Raw genomic sequence first — 24,277 nt, 5'->3', positions numbered from 1 at the left:
CGACGAGGTGACCGGTGGAGCTAGGGGGAATCGAACCCCCGACCTCATCATTGCGAACGATGCGCTCTACCAACTGAGCTATAGCCCCGGGAGCGACGCAGTGTAGCCGTGGCCCGGGCGGCACCCACCCGCCTGGCCGACGGGGCGGGGTGCGGCGACGACCGAGGAGGCGCCGGCGCAGCGGACCGGGATCAGCGGTGGCTGGTCACCCAGTCGGCACCCGCCGCGGCACCGCTGCGCTGGTTCGCCTGGGCGAGCAGGTACACGTAGACGCACAACCCGGAGAACACCCCGATGAACGTGTACGTCATCGCCGCTGAGGCGGTCGTCGCCGCGAGGAACAGGGTGCACCCCGCCGACAGCACGAGCGCGAGCAGCACGTTGGTCCGACGGCGCCGCACGACCGAGCGCGGATCCGCCGGCGACGACGATCGCCGGAGCTCGGAGTGGGTCCGTCGACCCGCCGGCGTCGGGTCACCGATGCGTGCGGCGCCGGGGTGCGCACGAGGCGTGCGGACCGTCGCGTCGTGGGAGCGGGCACGGCGCTGCTCGATCGAGGTCCGCGGACCACGGGGCCGCGCCGCCTCCGCGCTCGGGTCGAGGTGGCGACCGTGGGCGACGGCGGTGGCCACCGAGCTCCGCGCCGCGGCGAGCTCCGACGCGCTCGGGTGGCGCGTCAGGCCGGAGCGCAGCGTCGGCTGCGCCGGGCGGCCGGCGGCGGCCGGGCGGCCGAGCGGCGATTGCGCCAGCGGCCGTCCCATCGTGCGGACCGCCCCGCGCGGCGGCGTGGCCGTGTTCTGCAACTTGGTGAGCTGGCGTCGGAAATCGGTGACCGAGGAGTTCGGGCGGTTCTCGACGCGCGATCGCAGCAGCGGGGGGATGAGGACGGCCAGCCAGACGGCGGCGAGGACCAGGAGGACGAGTTGGGCCATGATGTCGATTCGGGTCGGAGGCAGGGGTGGCGGGGGACCGAGCGTGGTCGAGTCGCACCGCGTCGTTCGAGTGTGACGATTCTACGACATTCGTGTCGACCGAGACAACGATCGGGTGTCAGGGGTCACGGACGGTGGTCGGAATCGCTCGTCGCCTCGCCCTCGGCGCGCCGATAGGTGCCCGATCGCCCCCCGGTCTTCTCCCACAGCGTGAGGTCCCCGATCACCATCGACCGGTCGGCGGACTTGCACATGTCGTAGACCGTGAGCGCCGCGACGCTGCACGCGTGGAGCGCCTCCATCTCGACGCCGGTGCGGTCGACGGTGTCGACGTGGGCCTCCACCGCGACGAAGTCGTCGCCGATCTCGAAGTTGATCGACACCGAGCCGATCAGCAGCGGGTGGCACAGCGGGATCATGTCGGAGGTCCGCTTCGCCGCCTGGATCCCGGCCACGCGAGCGACCGACAGCACGTCGCCCTTCTTCACCTCGCGGTTCGCGATCGCGTCCGTCGTCTCGGCCGTCATCGACACCGTGCAGCGCGCCACGGCGCGCCGGTGCGTCGGCTCCTTCGGCGTCACGTCGACCATGCGCGCACGGCCGAGCGGATCGAGGTGGGTGAACTCCAGGTCGCTCATGCTCCCAGCAACCTAGTCCGCACCTCCCCGGGCCGGGGCCGCCGCCGATCCGTGGCGTCCCGACGCCGCGGGTACCGTCTGGCGCATGACCCTTCCCTACGACCCGATCGAGACCCTCCAGTCCGACGGGATCGCGACGATCGAGATGTTCCGCGACGGCGATCCCACCGCCGAGGTGCCCGACTGCCCGGGTTGGGGCCTCAGCGACCTGGCGCGCCACCTGGGCGGGGTGTGGCACTTCTGGGGTCAGATCGTGTCCCAGGGGATCACCGAGAGGTCGCGGTTGCAGGAGATCTCGGTCCCGTCGGGGCTCGACGGCGAGATGCTGGTCGACTTCGCGTCCGTCGCGCACAACGAGCTCTACTCGGCGCTGGTGCGTGCCGGGGTCGAGACCGAGGTGTGGACGTGGACCGGTGCGAACCGCACGACCGCCTGGGTGCGGCGTCGCATGGCGCTCGAGGCCGCGATGCACCGGTTCGACGCCGCCCGTGCGCTGGGCGATCCGTACGAGGTGCCCACGGCGATGGCGGCCGACGGGATCGACGAGTTCCTCGAGTGGTTCGCCGGCCGGGAGCGTCGCGAGGGCGAGCGCAAGCCCGGGGGGACGGTGCACCTGCACTGCACCGATACCGACGCCGGCGACGTCGCGGGCGGCGAGTGGTACGTGTCGAGCCTGAAGGAGCCGTCGTGCACGTTCACCCGTGAGCACCGCAAGGCCGACGCCGCCGTGCGCGGCCGGGCGCACGAGGTGCTGGCGTGGCTGTGGAGGCGCGAGACCGACGGGATCGAGATCCTCGGCGACGACGCCGTCGCCCGCCGGTTCCGGGCGTACACCGACCTCGACTGAGGACGCGGCGCCGGGGGTTCAGCCGCCCAGCTGGCTCATCGACTTCGACGGACGCACGAAGTTCACCTGGTTGATGCGGTGCCCGGCCCACTTTGTCGCGACCGCCGCCTCGATCCGACGCGCGATCTCGTCGTCGGACTCGCCGGCGCGCAGGGCGGTCAGCAGATCGAACTCCTTCGTCGCGAACAGGCACGTGCGGAAGTCCCCCTCCGCGGTGAGCCGGACCCGGTCGCAGTCGCCGCAGAACGGCTTGGTCACGGTCGGGATCACGCCGACGACCCCGCCCGGCCGCGTCGGGTCGCCGTCGAGGTAGCGGAACCGGTCGGCGGGCGCCGCGCCGCGAGCGGGCATCTGCTCGAGGGGGTGGACCGCCGAGATGGCCGCGACGATCTCGTCCTGGCCGACGACCTTGTCGTTCATCCAGTGGCTCTCGGCGTCGAGCGGCATGAACTCGATGAAGCGGACCTCGACGTCGTTGTCGCGACCGAACCGGGCCAGATCGACGATCTCGTCGTCGTTCACGCCGCGCTCGATCACGGCGTTGATCTTGACGGGGGCGAACCCGGCCTCCTTCGCCGCCTCGATGCCGTCGAGCACCGCGTCGAGCTGGTCTCGCCGGGTCATGCGGTGGAACTTCGCCCGATCGAGGGTGTCGAGGCTGATGTTCACGCGCCGCAACCCGGCCTGCCTGAGCGACTCGGCCACGAGGCGCATCGACGCGCCGTTGGTCGTCATCGCCAGGTCGATCGGGCCGTGCTCGTTCTCGAGCGCGGCGAGCTTGCGGACGAGCACGGGCAGGTGCGCCCGCACGGTCGGCTCGCCGCCGGTGAGGCGGATGCCGCGCACCCCGTAGCGCTCGACGAAGATGCGCGCCAGGTGCTCGATCTCCTCGAACGACATCACCTCCGAGCGGCTCAGCCACTGCATCCCCTCCTCGGGCATGCAGTAGGTGCAGCGGAAGTTGCACCGATCGGTGATCGAGATCCGCAGGTCCTCGATGACGCGCCCGAACGGATCGACGAGATCCCGGTGCGCCTGCTCGCTCATCTCCCCAGGCTAGGTGGCGCCGGCGTCGATCCCCGTCCCGGGCGTCGCGTGATCAGGCGTCACCGTGGAGCAGGAGCACCTCGACGTCGGACCCGGCCGCGACGCCGTCGCCGTCGCCGACGACGGCGAGCGCGTCGGCGGTCGCCGTGGCGGCGAGCTGGTGGCTGCCCTGGGCACCCACGGTGGTCACGTGGTACCGCCCGTCGCCACCGAAGCTGCCGTTGACGCGCACGAAGTGCGTCTTGCCGTCGGTGGAGCGCCGCAGGTCCTCGTCCGCGACCGCGACCAACCGCGGGCGCGAACCCCGCCGGTGGCCCATCATCGAGCGCAGGGCGGGGCGCGCCAGCAGCTCGAAGCTGACCAGCGAGCTGACCGGGTTCCCGGGCAGGCCGAAGACGGGGACCGAGGTCGAGTCGTCGCGACGCAGGGTCCCGAAGGCGAACGGCTTGGCCGGCTTGATCGCCACCTGCATCCAGCTCATGTCGGCGATCCGCCCGAGCACGGCCTTGACCACGTCGTAGTCGCCCATCGAGACCCCGCCGCTCGACACGATCGCGTCGCAGTCGAGCGCGGCGTGCCGCAGCACCGCCTCCAACTCCGCTTCGTCGTCGCGCACGATCCCGAGGTCGACGGCCGCGCAGCCCGCCGCCGCGACGAGGCCGAGGAGCATGGTGCGGTTGCTCTCGCGGATCTGGCCCCGCTCGAGCGGCGAGCCGTCGTCGACGAGCTCGTCGCCGGTCGACAGCACCGCGACCCGGGCTCGCGGGTGGACCGCCACGACGCGCGCGTTGACGCTCGCGAGGACCCCGGCGACCGCGGGGGTCACCACCGTGCCGGCCGCGAACAGCACGTCGCCGACCTCGACGTCGTCGCCGGCGCGGCGGATCGCGGCTCCCCGCGGGACCGACGCCGACAACCTCACCAGCTCGCGCCCGTCGGCTCCCGCCCCGCGACGCTCGGAATCCTCGACCATCACCACGGCGTCGGCGCCGTCGGGCATCGGGGCGCCGGTCATGATCCGGATCGCCTCCCCCCGCCCGAGCGTGCGCGACGAGGTGGCCCCGGCCGCGACCTCGTCGACCACGACGAGGTCGACCGGATCGTCGTGGGCGGTCGCGACGTCGGCCGCTCGGACCGCGTAGCCGTCGACCGCGGTGTTGTCGAAGGGCGGCACGACCTCGCCGGACACCACCGGCTGCGCGAGCACGAGGCCGATCGCGTCGCGGTGCGCGACCTCCACGGCGCCCGCCGCCGGGCACGACGCGAGGACCAGTCTGCGAGCGTCGTCGAGCGGGGTCACCGCGCTCACCGTACCCAGCGACCCGGGGCCCGGGGGTCTCGAGGCCCGGCCGGCCGCGCCGAGGCGACGGAGCCGGCCGGTCGGGTCCGGCGCCTCGATCCCACCGAGCCGCCTCCCGAGCCGAACGCCCCGGGCAGGCGCCTAGCCTCGACGCGATGGCGACGGCGCACACGGCCTTCCCGGCCGACGGGTACACCGCTCGTTGGGACACGTGGGACGCGACGGCCCACGAGACGACGACCCTGCGGTGGGAGAACGAGGCGTGGACGGCGATCGGCGAGGTCGGGCGCGAGGCGGTCTCGTACGTGGTGCGGCTGTCGCCGACCTGGGACGTGCGCCAGTTCCTGCTGTTCCGCAACGCGGACCAGCCCGACCTCTGGCTCGGCCACGACGGGTCGGGGCGCTGGGGTGAGGTCAACGGAGCCCACCGACCCGACCTCGACGGGTGCGTCGACGTCGACCTCGCCATCACCCCGTTCACGACCTCGATCCCGATCCGGCGGCTGCGCCTCGACCCCGGGGACTCGGCCTCGCTCACGGTGGCGCTGATCGACGCCGAGACGCTCGGCGTCGTCCCGGTCACCCGGCGCTACGAGCACCTCTCCCCCGGCCGGTACCGCCGCACCGACGTCGGCTCCGGCGACGAGTCGGTGTTCGACGTCGACGAGTACGGCCTCGTCCACGATCAGCCCGGTCGGTTCCGCCGTCGCTGACACCACCCGACCCGATGCGGCCGCCCCGACGACCGGCGCCGCCGGCCGGGACCGACCGCGACGGCCGGGTCAGCCGACGTCGAGGTCGCGCAGGAAGGCGCGCAGGGGCCGGCCCAGCTCCGGGTCGGCGAGGCCCATCTCGATCGACGCGGTGAGGAACCCGAGCGGGTTCCCCGTGTCGTAGCGACCGGCGTCGGAGATGACCGCGTGGAACGGCGAGCGCGCCGCCTGCGCGCGCAGGGCGTCGGTGAGCTGCAGCTCGCCGCCGCTGCCGGGGGTGAGGTCCTCGATCTCCGACCAGGCGTCCGCGGTGAGCACGTATCGACCCGTGAGGATGTAGTTCGACGGCGCGTCGTCGGCCGCCGGCTTCTCCACCAGGTCGCGCACCGGGATGACCCCGTCGTCGGACACCTCGCCGGCGGGGTCGATCACGCCGTAGGAGCTGACCTGGGCGCGCGGCACCTCGAGCACCGCGACGACCGAGCCGCCGGTCGACGCGCAGACCCCGTTCATCTGGGCGAGCAGGCTCGACGACGACATCATCTCGTCGGGCAGCATCACCGCGAACGGCTCGTCGCCGACGGCCTCGCGCGCGCAGCCCACCGCGTGTCCCAGGCCCTTCGGATCGTCCTGGTAGACGATGCTGACCCTCCAGTCGCGACCGATCGCACGCAACCGGTCGGCGAGCGCGTCCTTCCCCTTGGCGGCCAGCGCCCGGAGCAGCTCGTCGTTCGGGGCGAAGTACTCCTCGATCGCCGGCTTGTCACGGCTCGAGACGACGACGATGTGGTCGATGCCGGCGCCGAGCGCCTCGTCGATCACCACCTGGATCGCCGGCTGGTCCCCGATCGGGAAGAGCTCCTTGGGGACCGCCTTGGTCGCCGGGAGGAACCGCGTTCCCAGACCGGCTGCGGGGATGACTGCGCTGCGGACCTGCATCGAACGCACGATATCTTTCCTCCTCCGATGCCCACGTACGTCTACAAGTTCGTGAAGACCGGCGAGACGATCGAGGTCGAGCAGGCCTTCACGGACGACACCCTCACCAAGATCAAGCACCCCCAGACCGGTCGCCCCATGTCGGTCAAGAAGGTCTTCCAGCCCGTCGGCGTGACCTTCAAGGGCAGCGGGTTCTTCAAGACCGACAACCGCGGCTCGGCGAGCGGTGACTCCTCGTCGTCCAAGGACTCCGACGGCGGCTCCGGGTCGTCGACGAAGGACTCCGGGACCGGATCGTCGGATTCGTCGCCGTCGAAGTCGGACTCGTCCGGCTCCGGCGGTTCCTCCGACTCGTCGAGCTCGAGCGGCTCCTCGGGCTCGGGCGGGACGTCGAGCGGGTCGAGCTCCTCCGGCGGGGCCGGCGGATCGAAGTCCGGCGGCACCCCGAAGCGCAGCGGCGGCTCCGAGAAGTAGCTCGGCGACGCCCGCCGGGTGCTCGGCGGGTGCTCGCGGGCAGGGCCGGCGGACGGTCGCCCCCGGCGTGGTCCGCGGCTATCGTCGACCTCCCGGCTCCCTCCTCGATCCCCGCTGATCGGAGGAGTGCGAATGAAGTTCCCGACTCCGGCGCGTGCGCGCCGGTCGTCCCCACCCGAGACGAGCGCCCGGCGCCCCGGGCGCGACCGGCCCGGCCCGCGCCGCCTGGCCGCACGAGCCCGCTACGAGTCGGCCCGCCGACCGTGGATCCGGTGGACGGCCGTCGCGCTCGTCGCCGTGGCGGTCGGGTTCGGCGTCCACGACCGCCTCGCGGCTCTGGACGAGGCGCGCGGACGCTGGGGCACGACACGTCGCGTGCTCGTCGCCCGCGGTGACCACGAACCCGGCGACCGAGCCGCCGTCGACGCCGTCGACCTGCCGTCCGTCGCGGTCCCGGCGGCGGCGCTGTCCCCCTCCGCGCGCCCGGGGCACCTCCGCCGGGCGGTGTCCGACGGCGAGATCCTGGTCGCCGACGATCTGGCGAGCGGGGCGGGTCCCGCGGCGGGCGCGCCTCCCGGTTCGGTGGTCGTCCCCCTCGGCGATCCCCTGGTCGCGGCGGTCGAGGTCGGCACCACCGTCGACGTGTACGGCGAGGGCCTCGCGCTCGCGACCGGGGGCCTCGTCGTGCGCGTCGTCGACGAGGTGGTCTACGTCGCCGTGGACCCCGCGGACGCACCCCTCGTCGCTGCGGCGGCGAGCGCACGCTCCGCGTCGTTGGCGTTCCCCCGATGAGCGCGCCGCTCGTCGCGCTGCTCGGCCGCCGAAGTGGCGGGGATCGGATCGCCGCTCAGCCCGAGCGGAAGCCGATCGCGATGAGGAACAGCACGAGGACCCCGAGCGCGATCCGGTAGACGACGAAGGGCAGGAAGCTGCGGGTCCGGATCAGGCGCAGGGTCCCCCACACGGCGGCCCACCCCGAGAGCCCGGAGGTGACGATCCCGATCGCCATCGGGACGAGGAGGTCGCTCGGGATGCCCTCGGTGACGGCGCCGTAGGTCTTGAACACGACCGCGCCCGCGATGACCGGCAACGACATCACGAAGCTGATGCGGGCGGCGGCGTCACGATCGAACCCGAGGGCACGGGCCCCGGTGATCGTGATCCCCGACCGCGAGGTCCCCGGGTTCAGCGCGAGCGCCTGCGCGGCGCCGACGACGAGCGCGTCGCGGGCGCCGAAGCGCTCGACCCCGCGGCTCCCCGCCACCCGGTCGGCCCAGCCCAGCAGCACCCCGAACACGATCAGCGAGATCGCGATGATCGTCGGGGTCCCCAGCGCGCTGTCGATCGTGTCCTCGAGCACGGCGCCCACGGCCGCCGCCGGGATCGTCGCGAGCACGAAGAACCAGGCCAGGCGGCCCTCGACGGTGGCCGGGCGCGACCGCGACAGCACGAGCCGTGTCCCGTTGCGCACGTACACCACGACATCGGACCAGAAGTAGCCGAGGACGGCGACGAAGGTCCCGAGGTGGAGCGCGACGTCGAAGGTCTTCTTGATGCGGTCACCGTCGGGTCCGCTGAAGTCGTCCCACCCGAACAGCCACGGCACGAGCAGGAGGTGCCCGCTCGACGAGATCGGGAGGAACTCCGACAGACCCTGCACCAGGCCGAGGACGATCGCGTGGATGATCGGCACGGCGCATGTCTATCGCCGTGATCGATGCTCGACGGCCGCGCGGACGCGTCGCGTGGGTGCGCGCGCCCGAACGGATCCCGGCCACGGGAACCCTCGCAGGGCCCTTCGTGGACGGCCGGTCAGCCGTCGGCGGCGGCGAAGCCCTGCTCGAGATCGGCGAGGATGTCGTCGATCGACTCCAGCCCGACCGACAGGCGAACGAGCCCGGCGGTGACCGCGCTCTGCGCCTGCTCCTGGGCGGTGAGCTGGCTGTGCGTGGTCGAGGCGGGGTGGATCACCAGGCTGCGCGCGTCGCCGATGTTCGCGACGTGGCTGTGCAACGTGAGGCCCTCGACGAACCTCTTGCCGGCGTCGTGGCCGCCCTCGATCTCGAAGGCGAGCACGGAGCCGAACCCCTTGCCGCCGAACAACTCGGTGGCCCGGTCGTGCCACGGGCTGGACGGAAGCCCGGCGTAGCTGACCGAGGTCACCTGGTCGTGGCCGTCCAGGAACTCCGCCACGCGCTGCGCGTTCGACCAGTGGCGCTCCATCCGCAGGCTCAACGTCTCGAGGCCCTGGAGGAACAGGAACGCGTTGAACGGCGAGATCGCCATGCCGACGTCGCGCAGGAGCTGCACGCGGGCCTTGAGGATGAACGAACCGTGACCGAGCGACGGCCAGTAGGTGAGGCCGTGGTAGCTCGGGTCGGGCTCGTTGAAGTTCGGGTAGCGCTCGGCGTCGCCGTAGTCGAAAGTGCCGCCGTCGACGATCGCGCCGCCGATCGAGGTCCCGTGTCCGCCGATGAACTTGGTGAGGCTGTGCACCACCACGTCCGCCCCGTGCTCGAGCGGGCGGACCAGGTACGGCGTCGCCACCGTGTTGTCGACGATCAGCGGGACGCCCACCTCGTGGGCGACGTCGCTCACCCCGCGGATGTCGAAGACATCGTTCTTCGGGTTCGGCAGGACCTCGCCGTAGAAGCACTTCGTGCGCTCGTCGGAGGCGTCGCGCCACTGCTCCACGTCGTGCGGATCGTCGACGAAGGTGACCTCGATGCCCATCTTCGGCAGGGTGTAGTGGAGCAGGTTGTAGCTGCCGCCGTACAGCGACGGCGATGCCACGACGTGGTCACCGGATTCGGCGACGTTCATCACCGCGAGGGTCGACGCCGCCTGCCCCGACGCCACCGCCAGCGCCCCGGGGAGGCCGATCGCCGTGATGCAGCCGCCCTCGAGGGCGTTCAGCCGCGACTCCAGAGCCCCCTGGGTGGGGTTCATGATGCGGGTGTAGATGTTGCCGACGTCGCTCAGCGCGAACAGGTTCGCCGCGTGGTCGGCGCTCTCGAACTCGAACGACGTCGTCTGGTAGATCGGGACGGCTCGGGCCCCCGTCGCCGGGTCGGGGTCGCCACCGACGTGGATCTGCTTGGTCTCGAAGCCCCAGTTCTCGCTCATGGGGCCTCACCCTACGGTCGTGAATCCCGACCGGACAAGTCAGATTTCACCGGGGGCGCCCGGTCGGTCCGTCAGGAGTCGCCGCCCGAGGCCTCGGCGACCTTCTGCCTGCCGGCGTTGATGAACGGCATCATCGCCCGGAGCTCGGCGCCGATCTCCTCGATCGGGTGCTTCTTGCCCTCGTCCTGCATGCGGTGGTAGTTCGAGCGGCCCGTCTCGGACTCCTCGACCCACTCGCGAGCGAACTGCCCGCTCTGGATCTCCTCGAGGATCCGCTTCATCTCGGCCTTGGTGTCGTCGGTGACGACGCGCGGACCACGGGTGAGGTCGCCGTACTCGGCGGTGTCGGAGATGCTGTAGCGCATGCCGGCGATCCCCTCCTCGTACATCAGGTCGACGATCAGCTTGACCTCGTGGAGGCACTCGAAGTACGCCATCTCGGGGGCGTAGCCGGCCTCGGTCAGGGTCTCGAAGCCCGAGCGCACGAGCTGGGTGAGCCCGCCGCAGAGCACGGCCTGCTCGCCGAACAGGTCGGTCTCGGTCTCCTCCTTGAACGTCGTCTCGATCACCCCGGCGCGGGTGCCGCCGATCGCGTCGGCGTACGACATCGCCACCGCCCGCGCGTCGCCGGTCGCGTCCTGGGCGACCGCGATCAGGCACGGCACGCCGCCGCCCTCGGTGTAGGTGCGGCGCACCAGGTGGCCCGGACCCTTCGGCGCGACCATGATCACGTCGATCCCGTCGGCGGCGGTGATCCGGTCGAAGTGGACGTTGAACCCGTGGGCGAACGCGATCGCGTCGCCCTCGTCGAGGTTCGGCGCGATGTGCTCGTCGTAGATCGCCTTCTGCTCCGTGTCGGGGGCCAGGATCATGATCACCTGCGCCGCCTTCGCGGCGTCCGCGATGGACATCACGGTGAGACCTGCCTCGGTGGCCTTGGCCGCCGAGGACGAGCCGTCACGCAGACCGACGACGACGTCGACACCCGACTCCTTCATGTTCAGGGCGTGGGCGTGGCCCTGCGAGCCGTAGCCGATCACGGCGACCTTCTTGGAGCGGATGATCGAGGAGTCGGCGTCCTCGGCGTAGTACACGGTGACGGCCATGGGGCTGCCTGCCTTTCGCTGGTGTTCGAGCTCGCGTGCGAGCGGTCGGTGTGAGATGTGCGGGTGCGGGGTGCGGGTGTCCGCGGACGGTCGAGCGTCAGTTCGCGACGCGCAGGCGGGCGCCGCGGTCGAGCTTGGGCAGCGCGACGCGCCCCGTGCGCTGCAGCTCCACGATGCCGTACGAGTCGAGCAGATCCTCGAAGTCGTCGAGCTTGTCGGGGTGCCCCTCGAGGCTGACGGTGAGCGCCTCCTCGGCGACGGCGATGATCTTCGCCTCGAAGATGTCGACGAGCCCCTGCACCTCGCCGCGCATGTCGGCGCTCGCCCGCACGGTCGCGATCAGCAGCTCGCGCTCGACCGAGCGCCGAGGGTCGAGCTCGGAGATCTTGATCACGTCGATCAGCTTGAACAGCTGCTTGGTGATCTGCTCGAGCGGCGCCGAGTCGAGGTCGACGACGATCGTGATCCGGCTGCGGCCCGCTTCCTCGGCCGGAGCGACGGCGAGGGAGAAGATGTTGTAGCCGCGCCGGGCGAAGAGCCCCGAGACGCGGGCGAGGACACCGGGGCGGTTCTGCACCAGCACCGACAGGATGTGGTGGTTGAAGTTCCGCTGGGGGTAGGTGTTGACCCCGTACTCGCGCGTCCGGCTCATCCGAGGTTCTCCTTGCGGTCCTGCTGCGTGGGGTGGAGGATCACGTCGTCGTTGCTGGCGCCGGCCGGCACCATCGGGAACACGCCCTCGGCGGCCTCGGTGCGGAACTCGACCACCACCGGGCGGTCGTTGATCGAGTTCGCCTTCTCGATCGCCGGGGCGACCTCCTCGGGCGCCTCGACGCGGATCGCGGCGCACCCCATCGACTCCGCCATCATCACGAAGTCGGGGAGCGCGGCGGAGTCGAGGAACACCTCCGAGTAGCGCTCGTCGTAGAACATCTCCTGCCACTGCCGGACCATGCCGAGGTAGCTGTTGTTCAGCAGCGCCACCTTGATCGGGAGCTTCTCGAGGGCGGCCGTCACCAGCTCCTGGGCGGTCATCTGGAAGCAGCCGTCGCCGTCGATCGCCCACACGCAGGTGCCCGGGCGGGCGGCCTGCGCGCCGATCGCCGCGGGGATCGAGAAGCCCATCGTCCCGAGCCCGCCGGAGTTGACCCAGGTGTAGGGCTCCTCGAACGTCCAGTACTGGGAGGCGAACATCTGGTGCTGACCGACCCCGGAGGCGACGATCGTCCCCGGCGGGGCGAGGCCACGCAGCTGCTCGATGCAGTACTGCGGCTTGAGCGCGGCTCCCGGCTCCGACGGGACGTAGGTCATCGGAAACTGCTCCTGCCACCCCGACAACGTGCTCTTCCACGCGCCGGTGTCGGCCTGGGCGACGCCCGCCCCGCGCAGGGCGCGGATCTCGGCGTTGATCTCCTCGATCACCAGGCGCGCGTCGCCGACGATCGGGACGTCGGGGCGACGGACCTTGCCCTGCTCGGCCGGGTCGATGTCGACGTGGATGACCTTCGCGAGCTGCGCGAACTCGTCGACCTTGCCCGTGATGCGGTCGTCGAAGCGGGCGCCGAGGGCGATCAGCAGGTCGGCCTTCTGCATCGCGGTGACCGCGGTCGCGTTGCCGTGCATCCCGGGCATCCCGAGGTTGAGCTCGTGGCCGTCGGGGAAGGCGCCGCGCGCCATCAGCGTGGTGACCACGTGGATCCCGGTGAGCTCGACGAGCTCGGCCAGGGCGTCGGCGGCGCGTGCCTTGAGGATCCCGCCGCCGGCGTAGATCACGGGGCGCTCGGCGGCGAGGATCAGCTTCGCGGCCTCCTTGATCATCCGCGGGTGGCCCTTGACGTTGGGGCGGTACCCGGGCAGCGACGCCAGCACCTCGGCATCGCTCGGCCAGTACCAGTCCATCTCCCCGACGAGCACGTCCTTCGGGACGTCGACGAGGGTGGGGCCGGGCCGACCGGTGGTCGCGATGTGGAACGCCTGGCGCACCGCCATCGGGACGTCCGCCGGGGTCATCACGAGCTCGTTGTGCTTCGTGCACGAGCGGGTGATCCCGACCGTGTCGCACTCCTGGAACGCGTCGGAGCCGATCGCGGCGGTCGGCACCTGGCCGGTGATCGCGACCATCGGGATCGAGTCCATGTAGGCATCCATCAGCGGTGTGACCAGGTTGGTCGCGGCCGGACCGGAGGTCACCATCGCCACCCCGGGCCGCCCCGACACGTGGGCGTAGCCCTCGGCCATGTGGCCGGCGCCCTGCTCGTGGCGGACGAGCACGTGGCGGATCGACGAGTCGAGCAACGGGTCGTACGCCGGGAGGATGCAGCCCCCCGGGTAGCCGAACATCGTGTCGACCCCCTCGAGCTCGAGGGAGCGGATCAGCGCCTGGGCTCCGGTGATCCGCTCGGGGGTGCCGACGTCGCTGGCGGTCGCCGTGCCGGCTCGTTCGTCGGATCGGGTGTCGGGTCGGTTGTCGGCTCGGGTGTCGGCGGTGTTCGTGGCCATGGGGGTCGTGCCTTCGTTCGTCGCGGTGGTGGCTGGGGGTTCAGTGTGCCGGGCAGGGTGGGGGTGCGCTCCGCTCTCGAGTCGGCACGGCCCCGAAAAAGCGAACGACCTCCCGTCTGGGAGGTCGAGGCACGCGCGGAGATGTGGTTCCGGCGTGCTACGGGATGCGTACGACGCGGGAGTCGATCGGTGCGCTCACGGCGTCCATCAAAGCACCATCGCGGCCGCTTGGCAAGCCCGTCGGGGTCGCGGGCACGCCCCACGGGGGCGCGCCGTCGGGTCGCGCCGCGTCCGCGCCGCGCTGCGCCACGGGCGTCGATCCCCGAGATGGGTGCCGATCCCCGCGGTGGGTCACGACACGACGCCCTGCAGCTGCGCCGCCGCCAGCGTGTTCTCGAGCAGGCTCGCGATCGTCATCGGTCCCGTGCCGCCCGGCATCGGGGTGATCCAGCCCGCCACCTCCGACACCGGACCGAAGTCCACGTCGCCGACGATCCCGGACTCCGTGCGCGAGACGCCGACGTCGATGACCGCCGCTCCCGGCTTCACCATGTCGGCCGTGATCATCCGGGCCTGACCGGCGGCGCCGACGATGATGTCGGCCTCGCGCACGACCGTCGCCACGTCGGCGGTCCGCGAGTGCGCCATGGTCACGGTGGCGTCGACGCCCTTGCGGTTCAGCAGCAACGACAGCGGCAGCCCCACGAGGGTGGAGCGGCCGACGACGACGGCGCGGCGGCCGCTCGTCGGCACCGCGTACTTCTCGAGCAGGCGCATCACCCCCAGCGGGGTGCAGCTGACGAGCCCCGCGCGCCCGCGCACGAGTCGACCCATCGATCGCTCGGTCAGCCCGTCGACGTCCTTCTCCGCCGGGATCAGGTCGAGGACGGGCTCGGGGTCGAGGCCGTCGGGGAGGGGGAGCTGCACGAGGATCCCGTGGACGGAGTCGTCGGCGGCGAGCGCGCCGACCACCGCCTCGACCTCGGCCTGGGTCGCGTCCGCCGCCAGCCCCTCGTGCCGCGAGACCATCCCGGCCTCGGCGGCCTTCCTCCGCTTCGACGCGACGTAGCGATGCGACGGGCCGTCGTCGCCGACGAGCACCGTCGCCAGGCAGACCTCGGGCGAGCCGAGCCCCGCGATGCGCTCCGCCAGTCCGGCGACGACCTCGTCGCGCAGCGCGTTGCCGTCCATCACGATCGCTCCCATGGACCCGACGCTACTTCCTCGCCACGACCCCGGATCCCCCTCTCGACGTCTCCATCCCGTCAGACAGATCCGGTACTCGTATCGATCCCGTCAGACAGATCAGGTACTCCGACGGCGCATGGTTCCGTCAGGAGGATCTGCCCGTCACGATCTGGGCAGGCGGACGCGGTACTCACGGTGGCGACGTGCGCGGGCGCAACCTCCTGATGCGGTCGGACAGCACCGGCGATGCTCTCGGCAGGAGCCGTGTCGTCGCGTACGGGGCTCCGGACCTCGACGACGACGTTCCCCTTCGCGTCGCTCACCACCCACCGGAAGGACATGACCCGTCGGCACCGCGATCTCGAGAGCTCGGACATGTTCCACGTCGTCAACCGCGGCGTCGATCGCCAGGATCTCTTCAGCGCTCCGGCCGACCGTGCGACGTTCGAGGACGTCCTGGCCCGCACGGTCGAAGCGCTCGCGATCGAGATCCACGCCCACTGCTGGATGACGAACCACATCCACCTGCTCGTGCGCGCGCACGACGGCGACCTGTCGACGGCGATGCAGCGCCTGCAGAGCTCCTACGCCCAGCGCTACAACCGGCGCACCGGCCGGACCGGTCCGCTGTTCGAACCACGCTTCTGGGCCGCGCCCGTGGTCGACGACCCGCAACTGCTGCAGTGCGTCCGCTACATCCACCGCAACCCGCTGGACATCGTCGGCTCGACGGGCCTCGCTCGCTACCCGCACTCGAGCCTGCCGCGCTACCTGGGCCGCACGGAGTCGCCGGGGTGGCTGACGACCGAGCTGCTCCACCCGATGCTCGGCGGCGACCGCCACCTCCGGTCCGTCCTCGAGCCGCGACCGACGGATCGGTTGCCGTGCGGCTTCGTCGCGCCGCAGCGGACGACCGATCTCGACGAGTTGTCGACGTGCATCGATCTCACGCTGGAGGAACGTCCGGATCGAGCACGCATCGGGGGCCGCGCCCTGCTCATGGCCCTCGCCGTCGAGCTGCGCGTCGCAGACCCGCCGATCCTGGCCGAACGCCTGGGCGTGCACCCGACGACGGTTCGGGTCATGGCTCGACGAGGCCGCGTCGCCATCGCCACCGACCCCGCCTCCGCCCGTCTTCGCCTCGAGGTCCTCCGTGCGCTCGGGTGAGCTGCGACGTGCACCACCTGGCACCGTCGGATCACATCGACATCCCGACGTCGAGTACCGGATCCGTCTGACGGGAACGCGACTCGAGTACCGGATGTCTGACGGGAACGCGACTCGCGTACCGGATCCGTCTGACGGGAACGCGACTCGAGTACCGGATCCGTCTGACGGGAACGCGACTCGAGTCGGGTCGGAGCGGTCGTCAGCCGGCTTCGGAGTGGGTGACCGACTGCTCGCCCATCCACTCGCGCAGGGTGTTCTTGAGCTTCGTCTGCTGGATGAACAGGTCCTGCTCGGCGGCGGTCTCTCCAGCGGCCTGGGGCGCCTTGAGGTAGAAGCTGAGCCACTCCTGGACGCCGGACGCCCCGGCTCGGTGCGCGAGATCCATGAACAGCGCGAGATCGAGCACGATCGGCGCGGCGAGGATCGAGTCGCGGCACAAGAAGTCGACCTTGATCTGCATCGGGTAGCCGAGCCAGCCGAAGATGTCGATCGCGTCCCACCCCTCCTTGTTGTCCCCGCGCGGCGGGTAGTAGTTGATCCGCACGACGTGGTCGATGTTGCCGTACAGGTCGGGGTAGACGTCGGGCTGCAGGATCCCGCCGAGCACGCCGAGCTTCGACATCTCCTTGGTCTTGAAGTTCTCCGGGTCGTCGAGGACCTCGCCGTCGCGGTTGCCGAGGATGTTCGTCGAGTACCAGCCGCGCATCCCGAGCATCCGCGCCTTGAAGCCCGGCGCGAGCATCGTCTTCATCAGGGTCTGACCCGTCTTGAAGTCCTTGCCCGCGATCGGCACGCCGCGCGACTTCGACAGCTCGACGATGCAGTCGAGGTCGGTCGTCAGGTTCGGGGCCCCGTTCGCGTACGGCACGTCCGACTGGAGCGCGGCGTAGCAGTAGATCTGGCTCGGCGAGATGTTCTCGTCGCCATCGCGCAGCCCCTGCTCGAACGCCTCGACGCTCGCGTGCACCGCGCTCGGCTCCTGGTACGCCTCGGTCGACCCGCACCACACCATGACGACCCGGTCGCAGCCGTTGTCCTCCTTGAACTTGGCGATGTCGGCGATCAACGCCTCGGCCTGGTCCCACTTGCCCTCGATCTGCTTGACCCGGACCCCGTCGAGGCGCGACACCCACCGCTGGTCGAACACGGCCTCCATCGGCACGATGCCCTCCATCTCGCTGGAGATGACGTCGAGGTCCTTGCCCTCGAGCACGCCGGCGGTGGTCGCGGCCTCCATCGCGTTGGGCGAGATCGGATCCCACCCGCCGAAGACGATGTCGTCGAGCTCCGCGAGCGGGACGAAGTCCTTGATCCGCGGGTTGCGGTTCTCCTCCTTGGTGCCGAGGCGGATGTGGGCCATCTGCGAGATCGAGCCGATCGGCGGGTGGATGCCCTCGCGGGCGGCGATGACGCCGGCGATGAAGGTGGACGCGACGGCGCCCATCCCCGGCGTGAGCACGCCGAGCTTCCCGGTGGCGGGTGCGATGTCTCGTCTCGTCATGGGCACATCGTAAGCACGACTGGAATGCACGACACGATCGTGAAGAACGTCTTCACTACCATGGACAGGGTGCCGGACCCCTCGGACGACCGCCGTCGCTCCCCCGTCGGGCCCGACGACGTCGTCACCCTGCCCGACATCTCCATCCGCCAGCTCGAGTACCTCGTCGCGATCGACGAGGCGCCGACGTGGGCGGCGGCCGCGCAGCGCGTCGGGGTCAGCGCGTCGGCGCTCTCGCAGGGGCTCGCCGAGCTCGAGCGTCGCCTCGGGATCGGGCTCTTCGAAGCGGAGGGCCGGCGCCGGCGGTTGCGCCCGACGGCCCGCCCCGCTCTCGACCACGCTCGAGACGTCGTGGCGCTCACCGCCGATCTGACGCGCTGGGCCGATCGCGTGCGCACCGCACGCTCGGGTCGGGTGCGCCTGGGTCTGGTCGACGTCTCCGCGGTCGTCCACCACCCCGATGTCGTGCGCGACTTCCGCACGGACCGCCCCGAGGTCGAGCTCGTCCTCTCCGTCGCTCCGTCGAGCGACCTCCTCGACGGGCTGCGGCGCGGCGACCTCGACCTGGTGGTGTGCGTCGAGCCGCCGACGCCGACGACCGGGATCGAGCTGGAGCACCTGCTCAGCGAGCCGCTGCGCGTCCTCGCCCCACCCGGCACGACGATCGGGCCGCCGGCGACGTGGGGGCCGTGGGTTCTGTTCCCCCGGGGTTCGCACACCCGCCGCTCGATCACCGACCACCTGACCGCGGTGGGCGCCCCGATCGAGATCGCGGCCGAGTCGCACCAACCCGACGTGCTGCACGAGATGGTCGCGCTCGGGCTCGGCTGGACCGTCCTGCCCGGACCCGACCGGAAGGGTCGCGACGGCCCGCCGGTCGCGTCGGGCCCGCGCCTGCTCGACCGGCGCCTGGTCCTCGCCCGCCGGACGGGCTCGATCCACGACCCGGCCGCCGACGAGCTCGCCGACCGCCTCCGCGCCGGATCACCGTGAGCGACGGGCGTGAGCCGTGCGCTCGCACGGCTCGGACCAGACGGGCACGGCGTGGCGGCGACGACCGACGGGTGCCGCGGCTCGGCGGCGTGGCGGCGCACCGGACGGCGGTCGGCGCCACGACTCAGCGGCGTGGCGACGACCGGACGGGCACGGCTCCGCGGCTCAGGGCCGGCGACGCACGCCGGACTCGACGACGATCGCGTCGAGCACGACGTCGTGGGGCTCGACCGGCAGGTCGTCGACGAGCTGGACGTCGAAGCCGATCCCGATCGTGGTCGCGCCCGGCCGCCGGGCGGGCAGGAACCGGTCGTACCAGCCGCCACCCTGCCCGAGGCGCGCACCGCGATCGGTGAACGCGATCCCCGGGACGACGAACACGTCGGCCCACGACGGATCCACCTCGTCCTCGGGCACCGCGACCTCCACCCCCCGCCCGCCGCACCACCGGGCCAGCGCCGAGGTGTCGACCTCGCCGGGGACGGCGTCGTAGGCGAGCACCCGACGCGCGGCGATCATCGCGTCGAGCGCCACCAGGTGGGCGACGACGACCTCGGAGCGACGGGGCCGGTCGTCGAGCTCGAGCCGAAGGCGCCGCATCGAGCGCCGCATCGAGCGCTTGGCCTCGACGGACCCGGTGTCGACGCCCACGAGACCGCAGCGTACAGTTCGCCCCGATGAGCGAGAGCGACGACCACAGCTTCGAACCCGGCCACTTCCGCGACGTGATGGGCCACTTCCCCACCGGGGTGACGATCGTGGCCGGGATGGACGCCGACGGCGCTCCTCACGGGTTCACGATCGGCTCGTTCACCTCGGTGTCGCTCGATCCGCCGCTCGTCGGGTTCCTGCCCCAGCTGGGATCGGAGACCTGGTCGGCGATGTCCGCGTCGGGGAGCTTCTGCGTCAACGTCCTGAGCGACCAGCAGAGCGACCTGTGCTGGAAGTTCGCCAAGTCGGGTGCGGAGGCGTCGCGCTTCGACGACGTCGACTGGCACCCGAGCCCGTCGGGCTCGCCGGTCCTCGACCGGGCGGTGGCGTGGATCGACTGCGCGGTGGAGCACGTGTACGACATGGGCGACCACCACTTCGTCCTCGGTCGCGTCGGTGCGCTCGACGCGGACGCCGACCACGACGGCGCACCCCCCGAACCCCTGCTGTTCTACAAGGGAGCGCTCGGGGGCTTCTCCGCCGAGGGGTGAGCCCGTCGGGGTCCACCGCTCGCGTGGCTCCGCGGCGACCGAGGGACCGCGACCACGGAGACGTGCGCCCGCCGCAGATCGCTCGAGGAGGGCGTGGACCGGCGACGGCGCCGCCAGACTGAACCGGTGACGCCGAGCCGAGACCGCGCCCCGCTCGCCGCGGCGATCGACACCGCCCTCGTCGTCGCCTTCGTCGCGGTCGGTCGCCGCAACCACGACGAGGATCCCGGCCTCGCCGGCCTCGTCGCGACCGGCGCCCCGTTCCTCCTCGGGCTGGCCGTCGGCTGGGTGGTCGCGCGAGCGTGGGATCATCCGACGGCGGTGCGCAGCGGTCTGGTGATCTGGCCGGTCACCGTCGCCGTCGGGCTGCTGGTGAGATGGGTGACCGGGGCCGGGACGGCCCCGCCGTTCGTCGTCGTGGCGACGGTCGTGCTCGGCACGGCTCTCGTCGGCTGGCGAGCCCTGGGGCAGCGCGGCGCCGGCGGACGCGGTCGCGGTCGCCTCGATCCGAGCTCGGACCACGACGAGCGGGCACGTGCCGGCGGCGACGGAGCCGACGACGTGCACGCCTGACCGCGAACGTCCGAGGAGCGCGATCCGCCCCCAGCGCCACGTACGAGCCGGGCACCCGGCACGTTGGTCTCGCTTTCGGTGTCGATCTTGCGACGGACCGTGGTAATCCTGGGTACGATCAGCTACATGGTGTCGCGAGATAACCACGGTCCGTCACAGCTCACTGCCAGATCGACCGGGGATGCGTCCCATCACCGGGAACGGACGCCCACCGCCCGCGTGCCCGACCCCGTGGTCGACGTGCTGGCGCTCCTGCCGGTGCCGGCCGCCACCATCGACACCGCGACGGGGTGCGTCCGCTGGGTCAACGACGCCGCCTGCGAGCTCCTCGGGCGCCCCGCCGCCGAGCTCACGTCGCTCGCGCTCCCCGACATCGTCGACGACGCCGGCGACGGCCCGCCCGACGAGACGCCCCGGGCACCCTCGGTCCCGGCGATGCCGCTCGGCGCCGCCGACCGCTCCTACCTCCGCCCCGACGGCACCGTCGTGCGCACCCGGACCCACCTCGTCGCACTCCCCGAGGGGTCGGCGTCGTCAGCCATCGCGCTCTTCGTCGGCACGTCCGACGGCACGGCACGTGAGGCCGATCCGACGAGCACCGCCAGCACCGCTAGCACCGCCATGTTCGAGAGCGTCTTCGAGTCGTCGAGCACGGGGATGCAGATCGTCTCGCGCGACGGCCGCTACGAGCGCGTGAACGACGCGTTCACCGCGATGGTCGGCTGGTCCGCGGACGAGCTCGTCGGCCGGCACTGGCGCTCGATCGTGCGAGAACCCGACACCCACGACGCGGACATCGCATCGGTCGCCGCCGCCCTCGCTGACGCCGATCGCCGTGAGTTCGACTCGATCACCCACTACGTCCGCCCCGACCGATCGGTGATGTGGGGATCGGTCACCGTCTCGCCGCTCCCGGCCGCGACGACCTCGTCCGACGAGTCACCTCTGCACCTGCTGCAGGTGGTCGACGTGACCGCCGAGGTCGATGCGCTCGCCGAGGTGTTCCGGGTGAAGGAGGAGCTGCGCGAATCCGAGCAGCGGTACCGCGCGCTGATGGAGCCCGCCCCCGATGCCGTCGTCCGCCTCGATCGCGCCGGACGGGTGATCGACTCGAACAACGCCGCCCAGCGCCTCTTCGACTTCGCCACCGCCGACGGGGGCGTCCCGCTCGCGGACGTCCTCCCGGCGCCGATGGCGGAGCGCATCGCCGACCTCGTCGCGACGATCGACACCGGGTCCGGGTGCGAGATCGGCCGGGAGCGGATCGTCTCGGACGGGTCCGAGGCGTGGTACCGGGTCCGACTCGTCCCCGAGATCACCGACGGGGTGGTCACCATCCACCTCGTGCTCAGCGACATCACCGCGCTGGCCCAGAACGAGCGGCGCCTCGCCTCGATCGCGCTGACCGACGGGTTGACGGGGGTGTGCAACCGGGTGTCGATCCTCGATCGGCTCGGTCACGCCCTCGATCGCCTCGGACGTGGCCGCTCGGCGGGGCTCGCCGTCGCCGTGCTCGACCTCGACCACTTCAAGTCCGTGAACGACGCCTTCGGCCACGCGTTCGGTGACGCCGCGCTGCGCGCCACGGCGGAGCGGGTCTCGGCATCGCTGCGCGACGAGGACAGCCTGGGGCGCCTCGGCGGCGACGAGTTCCTCGTGGTGCTCGAGGACGTCCCGTCCCCTGAGATCGCCCGGGAGGTCGCGACGCGCGTGTTCGACGCGGTCAACCCGTTCGTCGTGGAGCTCGCCGGCGGGCACGGCGTGACGATGACGTCGAGCATCGGGCTCACGTGGGTCTCGACGAACGACCCCGTCGACGACGTCGTCCTGGCGGCCGACCAGGCCCTGTTCGAGGCGAAGCGCCGCGGTCGGGGTCGGATGTGGAGCACGACGGACCGGCCCCAGTCGAGCGGCCAGGTGCGCCACCGGGGTCTGTCGCGCGAGTTGATGGAGGCGCTCAAGGAGGACCAGTTCACGCTGCGCTTCCAACCGCTCGTCGACGATCGCCGCCAGGTGTGCGGCGTGGAGGCGCTGCTGCGTTGGGAGCACCCCGAGCGCGGTCTGCTGGCGCCCGACGAGTTCATCGACCGCCTGATCTCCAGCGGTCAGATGGGACCGGTCGGGGCGTGGGTCCTCCAGCGCTCCGTCGGCCAGCTCGCCGAGTGGGACGCCGCCGGGCTCGACGGCCTCCAGATGCACGTCAACGCCTCCCCCAGCGAGCTCGCGCACCCCAGCTTCCCGGATCACCTCGCACGGGCGTTCGAGGCGCACCCCGTCGATCCCGGTCGGGTCAACGTCGAGGTCACCGAGCAGGCGCTCGAGGGGACGTTGGTGTCGACCTCGGTGCTGCGCGACATCGCGTCGACCGGGACGAGGATCGTGCTCGACGACTTCGGGACCGGGGTGTCGTCGCTGACCCACCTGCGCACCGATCCGCTCGACGGCATCAAGATCGACCGCTCGTTCATCTCCGGCTCGGCGCCGGGCGACATCGACCGACGGATCGTGACCGGCGTGATCGGGCTGGCGCACGGCATCGGGGTCGACGTGACGGCCGAGGGCGTGGAGACCGCCGAGCAGGCCGACTGGGTCGCGTCGACCGGCTGCGAACGCCAGCAGGGTTACTACTTCGGCCGTCCGATCACCGCCGAGGACCTGTTCGCCGTCGCGACCGCGCAGCGTCGGGAGCGTTCGGCGCGCTGCGAGCGGGCGCTCGGCGTCTGAGACCGTCCGAGCTGCGCCGGCGAGCGACCCGCGCGCGACGCTGGGGTCCATGAGCGCGCTCCGACCCATCAGCGATCCGACGGCGGTCGGTCTCGATCCCGAACGGCTCCGCAGGATCGACGACCACTTCGCCCGCTACGTCGACGACGGCCGCCTCGCCGGGTGGCAGATCGCGATCGAGCGCCACGGGCAGCTCGCCCACCACCGCACCCACGGCAGTCGGGACCTCGCGGCGGGCGCGGACTGGACCGACGACACCATCGTGCGGCTCTACTCGATGACCAAGCCGATCACCTCGGTCGCGGCGATGATGCTCCACGAGCAGGGCGCGTTCCAGCTCAAGGACCCCGTCTCGGAGTTCATCGGCGAGTTCGCCGACACCCCGGTGTACCGGTCGGGGTCGTTCCAGGCGCCGATGCTCGAGCCGCAGACGGAGCCGATGCGGATCTGGCACCTGCTGACCCACACCTCGGGTCTCACCTACGGGTTCCACAACTCCCACGCCACGGACGCGATCTACCGGGCGGACGGCTTCGAGTGGGGCACTCCCCCGGGGCTCGATCTGGCCGGGTGCTGCGCTCGGTGGGCGGCGCTGCCCCTGGCGTTCCAGCCCGGCACCGAGTGGAACTACGGGGTCTCGACCGACGTGCTCGGCCGGGTGGTCGAGGTCGCGTCGGGCCAGTCGCTCGACGTCTTCCTGCGCGAGCGCGTCCTCGAGCCGCTCGGCATGGTCGACACCGGCTTCGCGGTGCCCGAGGACGATCACGGTCGGATCGCCGAGCTGTACCACCGCGACCGCCGATCGGGGACCGCCGTCGTGCTGCCCACGCCCGGCCCCACCGCCGAGCCCCCGACCATGCTCGGCGGGGGCGGCGGGCTGCTGGGCACGGCCGCCGACTACCTCCGCTTCGCACGGATGCTCCGAGGCCGTGGGGAGCTCGACGGCGTGCGCCTGCTCGGTCCGCGCACGGTCGACTACATGACGCGCAACCACCTCCCCGGTGGGGCCGATCTGGAGGAGTACGGACGTCCGCTGTTCGCGGAGACCACCTTCGACGGGGTGGGCTTCGGACTCGGGTTCTCGGTCGTGGTCGACGCGGCTGCGAACCGCGTGCCGAGCTCGGAGGGCAGCTACTCGTGGGGAGGGGCGGCGTCGACGATCTTCTGGAACGACCCGGTGGAGGACATCACCGCGCTGTTCCTCACGCAGCTCCTGCCGTCGAGCACGTACCCCATCCGCCCCCAGCTGCAGCAGCTGGTGTCCCAGGCGATCATCGACTGACCGACCACCGCCGTCGCCCGACG

The 24,277-nt window shown here is 71.7% G+C and carries 23 protein-coding genes and 1 tRNA gene; 10 read left to right on the top strand and 14 right to left on the bottom strand.

Annotated elements, in window-relative coordinates:
• Positions 1–15: 15 nt before the first annotated feature.
• The 3 genes from ACOOHC_RS04310 to moaC all read right to left on the bottom strand — a co-directional run bounded on the left by ACOOHC_RS04310 (position 16) and on the right by moaC (position 1,570).
• Positions 16–88, bottom strand: a tRNA-Ala gene (locus tag ACOOHC_RS04310).
• 103 nt (positions 89–191) lie between these two features.
• Positions 192–932 carry a hypothetical protein gene (locus ACOOHC_RS04305; RefSeq protein ID WP_420452783.1) on the bottom strand — a complete coding sequence of 247 codons (741 nt, stop codon included), beginning with the start codon at positions 930–932 and terminating at the stop codon, positions 192–194.
• A 125-nt stretch (positions 933–1,057) separates the two neighbouring features.
• On the bottom strand, positions 1,058–1,570 hold the full coding sequence (gene moaC, locus ACOOHC_RS04300) for a cyclic pyranopterin monophosphate synthase MoaC (RefSeq protein WP_420452782.1): 513 nt from the start codon (positions 1,568–1,570) through the stop codon (positions 1,058–1,060).
• 85 nt (positions 1,571–1,655) lie between these two features.
• Between moaC and ACOOHC_RS04295 the strand changes: the two genes are divergently transcribed.
• Complete coding sequence (locus ACOOHC_RS04295) at positions 1,656–2,417, top strand: maleylpyruvate isomerase family mycothiol-dependent enzyme (RefSeq protein ID WP_420452781.1); 762 nt, start codon at positions 1,656–1,658, stop codon at positions 2,415–2,417.
• A gap of 18 nt (positions 2,418–2,435) precedes the next feature.
• Here the strand turns inward: ACOOHC_RS04295 and moaA are convergent, their stop codons facing one another.
• Entirely contained in the window at positions 2,436–3,464 is a 1,029-nt protein-coding gene (gene moaA / locus ACOOHC_RS04290) for a GTP 3',8-cyclase MoaA (RefSeq protein WP_420452780.1), read from the bottom strand.
• Between the two features lie 52 nt (positions 3,465–3,516).
• The gene (gene glp / locus ACOOHC_RS04285; protein WP_420452779.1) at positions 3,517–4,764 is read right to left on the bottom strand and encodes a gephyrin-like molybdotransferase Glp; all 1,248 of its coding nucleotides are present in this window, start codon (positions 4,762–4,764) and stop codon (positions 3,517–3,519) included.
• A gap of 155 nt (positions 4,765–4,919) precedes the next feature.
• Here glp and ACOOHC_RS04280 point away from each other — a divergent pair, with 155 nt between their 5' ends.
• Positions 4,920–5,477 carry a putative glycolipid-binding domain-containing protein gene (locus tag ACOOHC_RS04280; RefSeq protein WP_420452778.1) on the top strand — a complete coding sequence of 186 codons (558 nt, stop codon included), beginning with the start codon at positions 4,920–4,922 and terminating at the stop codon, positions 5,475–5,477.
• Between the two features lie 69 nt (positions 5,478–5,546).
• Here the strand turns inward: ACOOHC_RS04280 and ACOOHC_RS04275 are convergent, their stop codons facing one another.
• Positions 5,547–6,416 carry a UTP--glucose-1-phosphate uridylyltransferase gene (locus ACOOHC_RS04275; protein WP_420452777.1) on the bottom strand — a complete coding sequence of 290 codons (870 nt, stop codon included), beginning with the start codon at positions 6,414–6,416 and terminating at the stop codon, positions 5,547–5,549.
• A gap of 27 nt (positions 6,417–6,443) precedes the next feature.
• On the opposite strand from ACOOHC_RS04275, the gene ACOOHC_RS04270 reads away from it, so the two are divergent.
• The gene (locus tag ACOOHC_RS04270) at positions 6,444–6,890 is read left to right on the top strand and encodes an FmdB family zinc ribbon protein (protein ID WP_420452776.1); all 447 of its coding nucleotides are present in this window, start codon (positions 6,444–6,446) and stop codon (positions 6,888–6,890) included.
• Positions 6,891–7,022: 132 nt separating this feature from the next.
• Complete coding sequence (locus tag ACOOHC_RS04265) at positions 7,023–7,682, top strand: hypothetical protein (RefSeq protein WP_420452775.1); 660 nt, start codon at positions 7,023–7,025, stop codon at positions 7,680–7,682.
• 55 nt (positions 7,683–7,737) lie between these two features.
• Here ACOOHC_RS04265 and ACOOHC_RS04260 read toward each other — a convergent pair whose 3' ends face one another.
• The 6 genes from ACOOHC_RS04260 to ACOOHC_RS04235 form a co-directional block, all read right to left on the bottom strand.
• Positions 7,738–8,583, bottom strand: a complete 846-nt coding sequence (locus ACOOHC_RS04260; protein ID WP_420452774.1) for an undecaprenyl-diphosphate phosphatase — start codon at positions 8,581–8,583, stop codon at positions 7,738–7,740.
• 119 nt (positions 8,584–8,702) lie between these two features.
• On the bottom strand, positions 8,703–10,016 hold the full coding sequence (locus ACOOHC_RS04255) for a bifunctional o-acetylhomoserine/o-acetylserine sulfhydrylase (RefSeq protein ID WP_420452773.1): 1,314 nt from the start codon (positions 10,014–10,016) through the stop codon (positions 8,703–8,705).
• A gap of 71 nt (positions 10,017–10,087) precedes the next feature.
• Positions 10,088–11,122, bottom strand: a complete 1,035-nt coding sequence (gene ilvC, locus ACOOHC_RS04250; RefSeq protein WP_420452772.1) for a ketol-acid reductoisomerase — start codon at positions 11,120–11,122, stop codon at positions 10,088–10,090.
• A gap of 97 nt (positions 11,123–11,219) precedes the next feature.
• Positions 11,220–11,774: an acetolactate synthase small subunit gene (ilvN, locus tag ACOOHC_RS04245; protein WP_420452771.1), complete on the bottom strand. Its 555-nt coding sequence runs from the start codon at positions 11,772–11,774 to the stop codon at positions 11,220–11,222.
• A complete protein-coding gene (gene ilvB, locus ACOOHC_RS04240; RefSeq protein WP_420452770.1) occupies positions 11,771–13,621 on the bottom strand; it encodes a biosynthetic-type acetolactate synthase large subunit in 1,851 nt (616 codons plus the stop codon). Before ilvB ends, ilvN begins: the two co-directional genes overlap by 4 nt.
• 351 nt (positions 13,622–13,972) lie before the next feature.
• On the bottom strand, positions 13,973–14,827 hold the full coding sequence (locus ACOOHC_RS04235; RefSeq protein WP_420452769.1) for a bifunctional 5,10-methylenetetrahydrofolate dehydrogenase/5,10-methenyltetrahydrofolate cyclohydrolase: 855 nt from the start codon (positions 14,825–14,827) through the stop codon (positions 13,973–13,975).
• A gap of 228 nt (positions 14,828–15,055) precedes the next feature.
• On the opposite strand from ACOOHC_RS04235, the gene ACOOHC_RS04230 reads away from it, so the two are divergent.
• Complete coding sequence (locus ACOOHC_RS04230; RefSeq protein ID WP_420452768.1) at positions 15,056–15,976, top strand: transposase; 921 nt, start codon at positions 15,056–15,058, stop codon at positions 15,974–15,976.
• 202 nt (positions 15,977–16,178) lie between these two features.
• On the opposite strand, the gene ACOOHC_RS04225 is transcribed toward ACOOHC_RS04230, so the two are convergent.
• A complete protein-coding gene (locus ACOOHC_RS04225; protein ID WP_420452767.1) occupies positions 16,179–17,480 on the bottom strand; it encodes an inositol-3-phosphate synthase in 1,302 nt (433 codons plus the stop codon).
• Between the two features lie 69 nt (positions 17,481–17,549).
• Between ACOOHC_RS04225 and ACOOHC_RS04220 the strand changes: the two genes are divergently transcribed.
• Positions 17,550–18,473, top strand: coding sequence for a LysR family transcriptional regulator (locus tag ACOOHC_RS04220; protein ID WP_420452766.1), 924 nt, complete (start codon positions 17,550–17,552; stop codon positions 18,471–18,473).
• 165 nt (positions 18,474–18,638) lie between these two features.
• Here ACOOHC_RS04220 and ACOOHC_RS04215 read toward each other — a convergent pair whose 3' ends face one another.
• Positions 18,639–19,124: a 5-formyltetrahydrofolate cyclo-ligase gene (locus tag ACOOHC_RS04215; protein WP_420452765.1), complete on the bottom strand. Its 486-nt coding sequence runs from the start codon at positions 19,122–19,124 to the stop codon at positions 18,639–18,641.
• A 26-nt stretch (positions 19,125–19,150) separates the two neighbouring features.
• Between ACOOHC_RS04215 and ACOOHC_RS04210 the strand changes: the two genes are divergently transcribed.
• From ACOOHC_RS04210 to ACOOHC_RS04195, 4 genes are all read left to right on the top strand, one after another.
• Positions 19,151–19,675 (top strand): flavin reductase family protein, encoded by a 525-nt coding sequence (locus ACOOHC_RS04210; RefSeq protein ID WP_420452764.1) that lies wholly within the window; start codon positions 19,151–19,153, stop codon positions 19,673–19,675.
• A gap of 126 nt (positions 19,676–19,801) precedes the next feature.
• Complete coding sequence (locus ACOOHC_RS04205) at positions 19,802–20,248, top strand: DUF3054 domain-containing protein (RefSeq protein ID WP_420452763.1); 447 nt, start codon at positions 19,802–19,804, stop codon at positions 20,246–20,248.
• Positions 20,249–20,467: 219 nt separating this feature from the next.
• Positions 20,468–22,972, top strand: a complete 2,505-nt coding sequence (locus ACOOHC_RS04200) for an EAL domain-containing protein (RefSeq protein ID WP_420452762.1) — start codon at positions 20,468–20,470, stop codon at positions 22,970–22,972.
• Between the two features lie 49 nt (positions 22,973–23,021).
• Positions 23,022–24,254 carry a serine hydrolase domain-containing protein gene (locus ACOOHC_RS04195; RefSeq protein WP_420452761.1) on the top strand — a complete coding sequence of 411 codons (1,233 nt, stop codon included), beginning with the start codon at positions 23,022–23,024 and terminating at the stop codon, positions 24,252–24,254.
• Positions 24,255–24,277: the final 23 nt, after the last annotated feature.

Source organism: Ilumatobacter sp., assembly GCF_965215205.1.
GTDB lineage: Bacteria > Actinomycetota > Acidimicrobiia > Acidimicrobiales > Ilumatobacteraceae > Ilumatobacter_A.
This window is presented reverse-complemented; position numbering and strand designations above follow the sequence as displayed.

Coding starts and splice junctions, on each gene's coding strand:
- ACOOHC_RS04305 (WP_420452783.1), bottom strand. CDS start 932: ATGGCCCAACTCGTCCTCCTGGTCCTCGCCGCCGTCTGGCTGGCCGTC.
- moaC (WP_420452782.1), bottom strand. CDS start 1,570: ATGAGCGACCTGGAGTTCACCCACCTCGATCCGCTCGGCCGTGCGCGC.
- ACOOHC_RS04295 (WP_420452781.1), top strand. CDS start 1,656: ATGACCCTTCCCTACGACCCGATCGAGACCCTCCAGTCCGACGGGATC.
- moaA (WP_420452780.1), bottom strand. CDS start 3,464: ATGAGCGAGCAGGCGCACCGGGATCTCGTCGATCCGTTCGGGCGCGTC.
- ACOOHC_RS04280 (WP_420452778.1), top strand. CDS start 4,920: ATGGCGACGGCGCACACGGCCTTCCCGGCCGACGGGTACACCGCTCGT.
- ACOOHC_RS04275 (WP_420452777.1), bottom strand. CDS start 6,416: ATGCAGGTCCGCAGCGCAGTCATCCCCGCAGCCGGTCTGGGAACGCGG.
- ACOOHC_RS04270 (WP_420452776.1), top strand. CDS start 6,444: ATGCCCACGTACGTCTACAAGTTCGTGAAGACCGGCGAGACGATCGAG.
- ACOOHC_RS04265 (WP_420452775.1), top strand. CDS start 7,023: ATGAAGTTCCCGACTCCGGCGCGTGCGCGCCGGTCGTCCCCACCCGAG.
- ACOOHC_RS04255 (WP_420452773.1), bottom strand. CDS start 10,016: ATGAGCGAGAACTGGGGCTTCGAGACCAAGCAGATCCACGTCGGTGGC.
- ilvC (WP_420452772.1), bottom strand. CDS start 11,122: ATGGCCGTCACCGTGTACTACGCCGAGGACGCCGACTCCTCGATCATC.
- ilvN (WP_420452771.1), bottom strand. CDS start 11,774: ATGAGCCGGACGCGCGAGTACGGGGTCAACACCTACCCCCAGCGGAAC.
- ilvB (WP_420452770.1), bottom strand. CDS start 13,621: ATGGCCACGAACACCGCCGACACCCGAGCCGACAACCGACCCGACACC.
- ACOOHC_RS04235 (WP_420452769.1), bottom strand. CDS start 14,827: ATGGGAGCGATCGTGATGGACGGCAACGCGCTGCGCGACGAGGTCGTC.
- ACOOHC_RS04230 (WP_420452768.1), top strand. CDS start 15,056: ATGCTCTCGGCAGGAGCCGTGTCGTCGCGTACGGGGCTCCGGACCTCG.
- ACOOHC_RS04225 (WP_420452767.1), bottom strand. CDS start 17,480: ATGACGAGACGAGACATCGCACCCGCCACCGGGAAGCTCGGCGTGCTC.
- ACOOHC_RS04210 (WP_420452764.1), top strand. CDS start 19,151: ATGAGCGAGAGCGACGACCACAGCTTCGAACCCGGCCACTTCCGCGAC.
- ACOOHC_RS04195 (WP_420452761.1), top strand. CDS start 23,022: ATGAGCGCGCTCCGACCCATCAGCGATCCGACGGCGGTCGGTCTCGAT.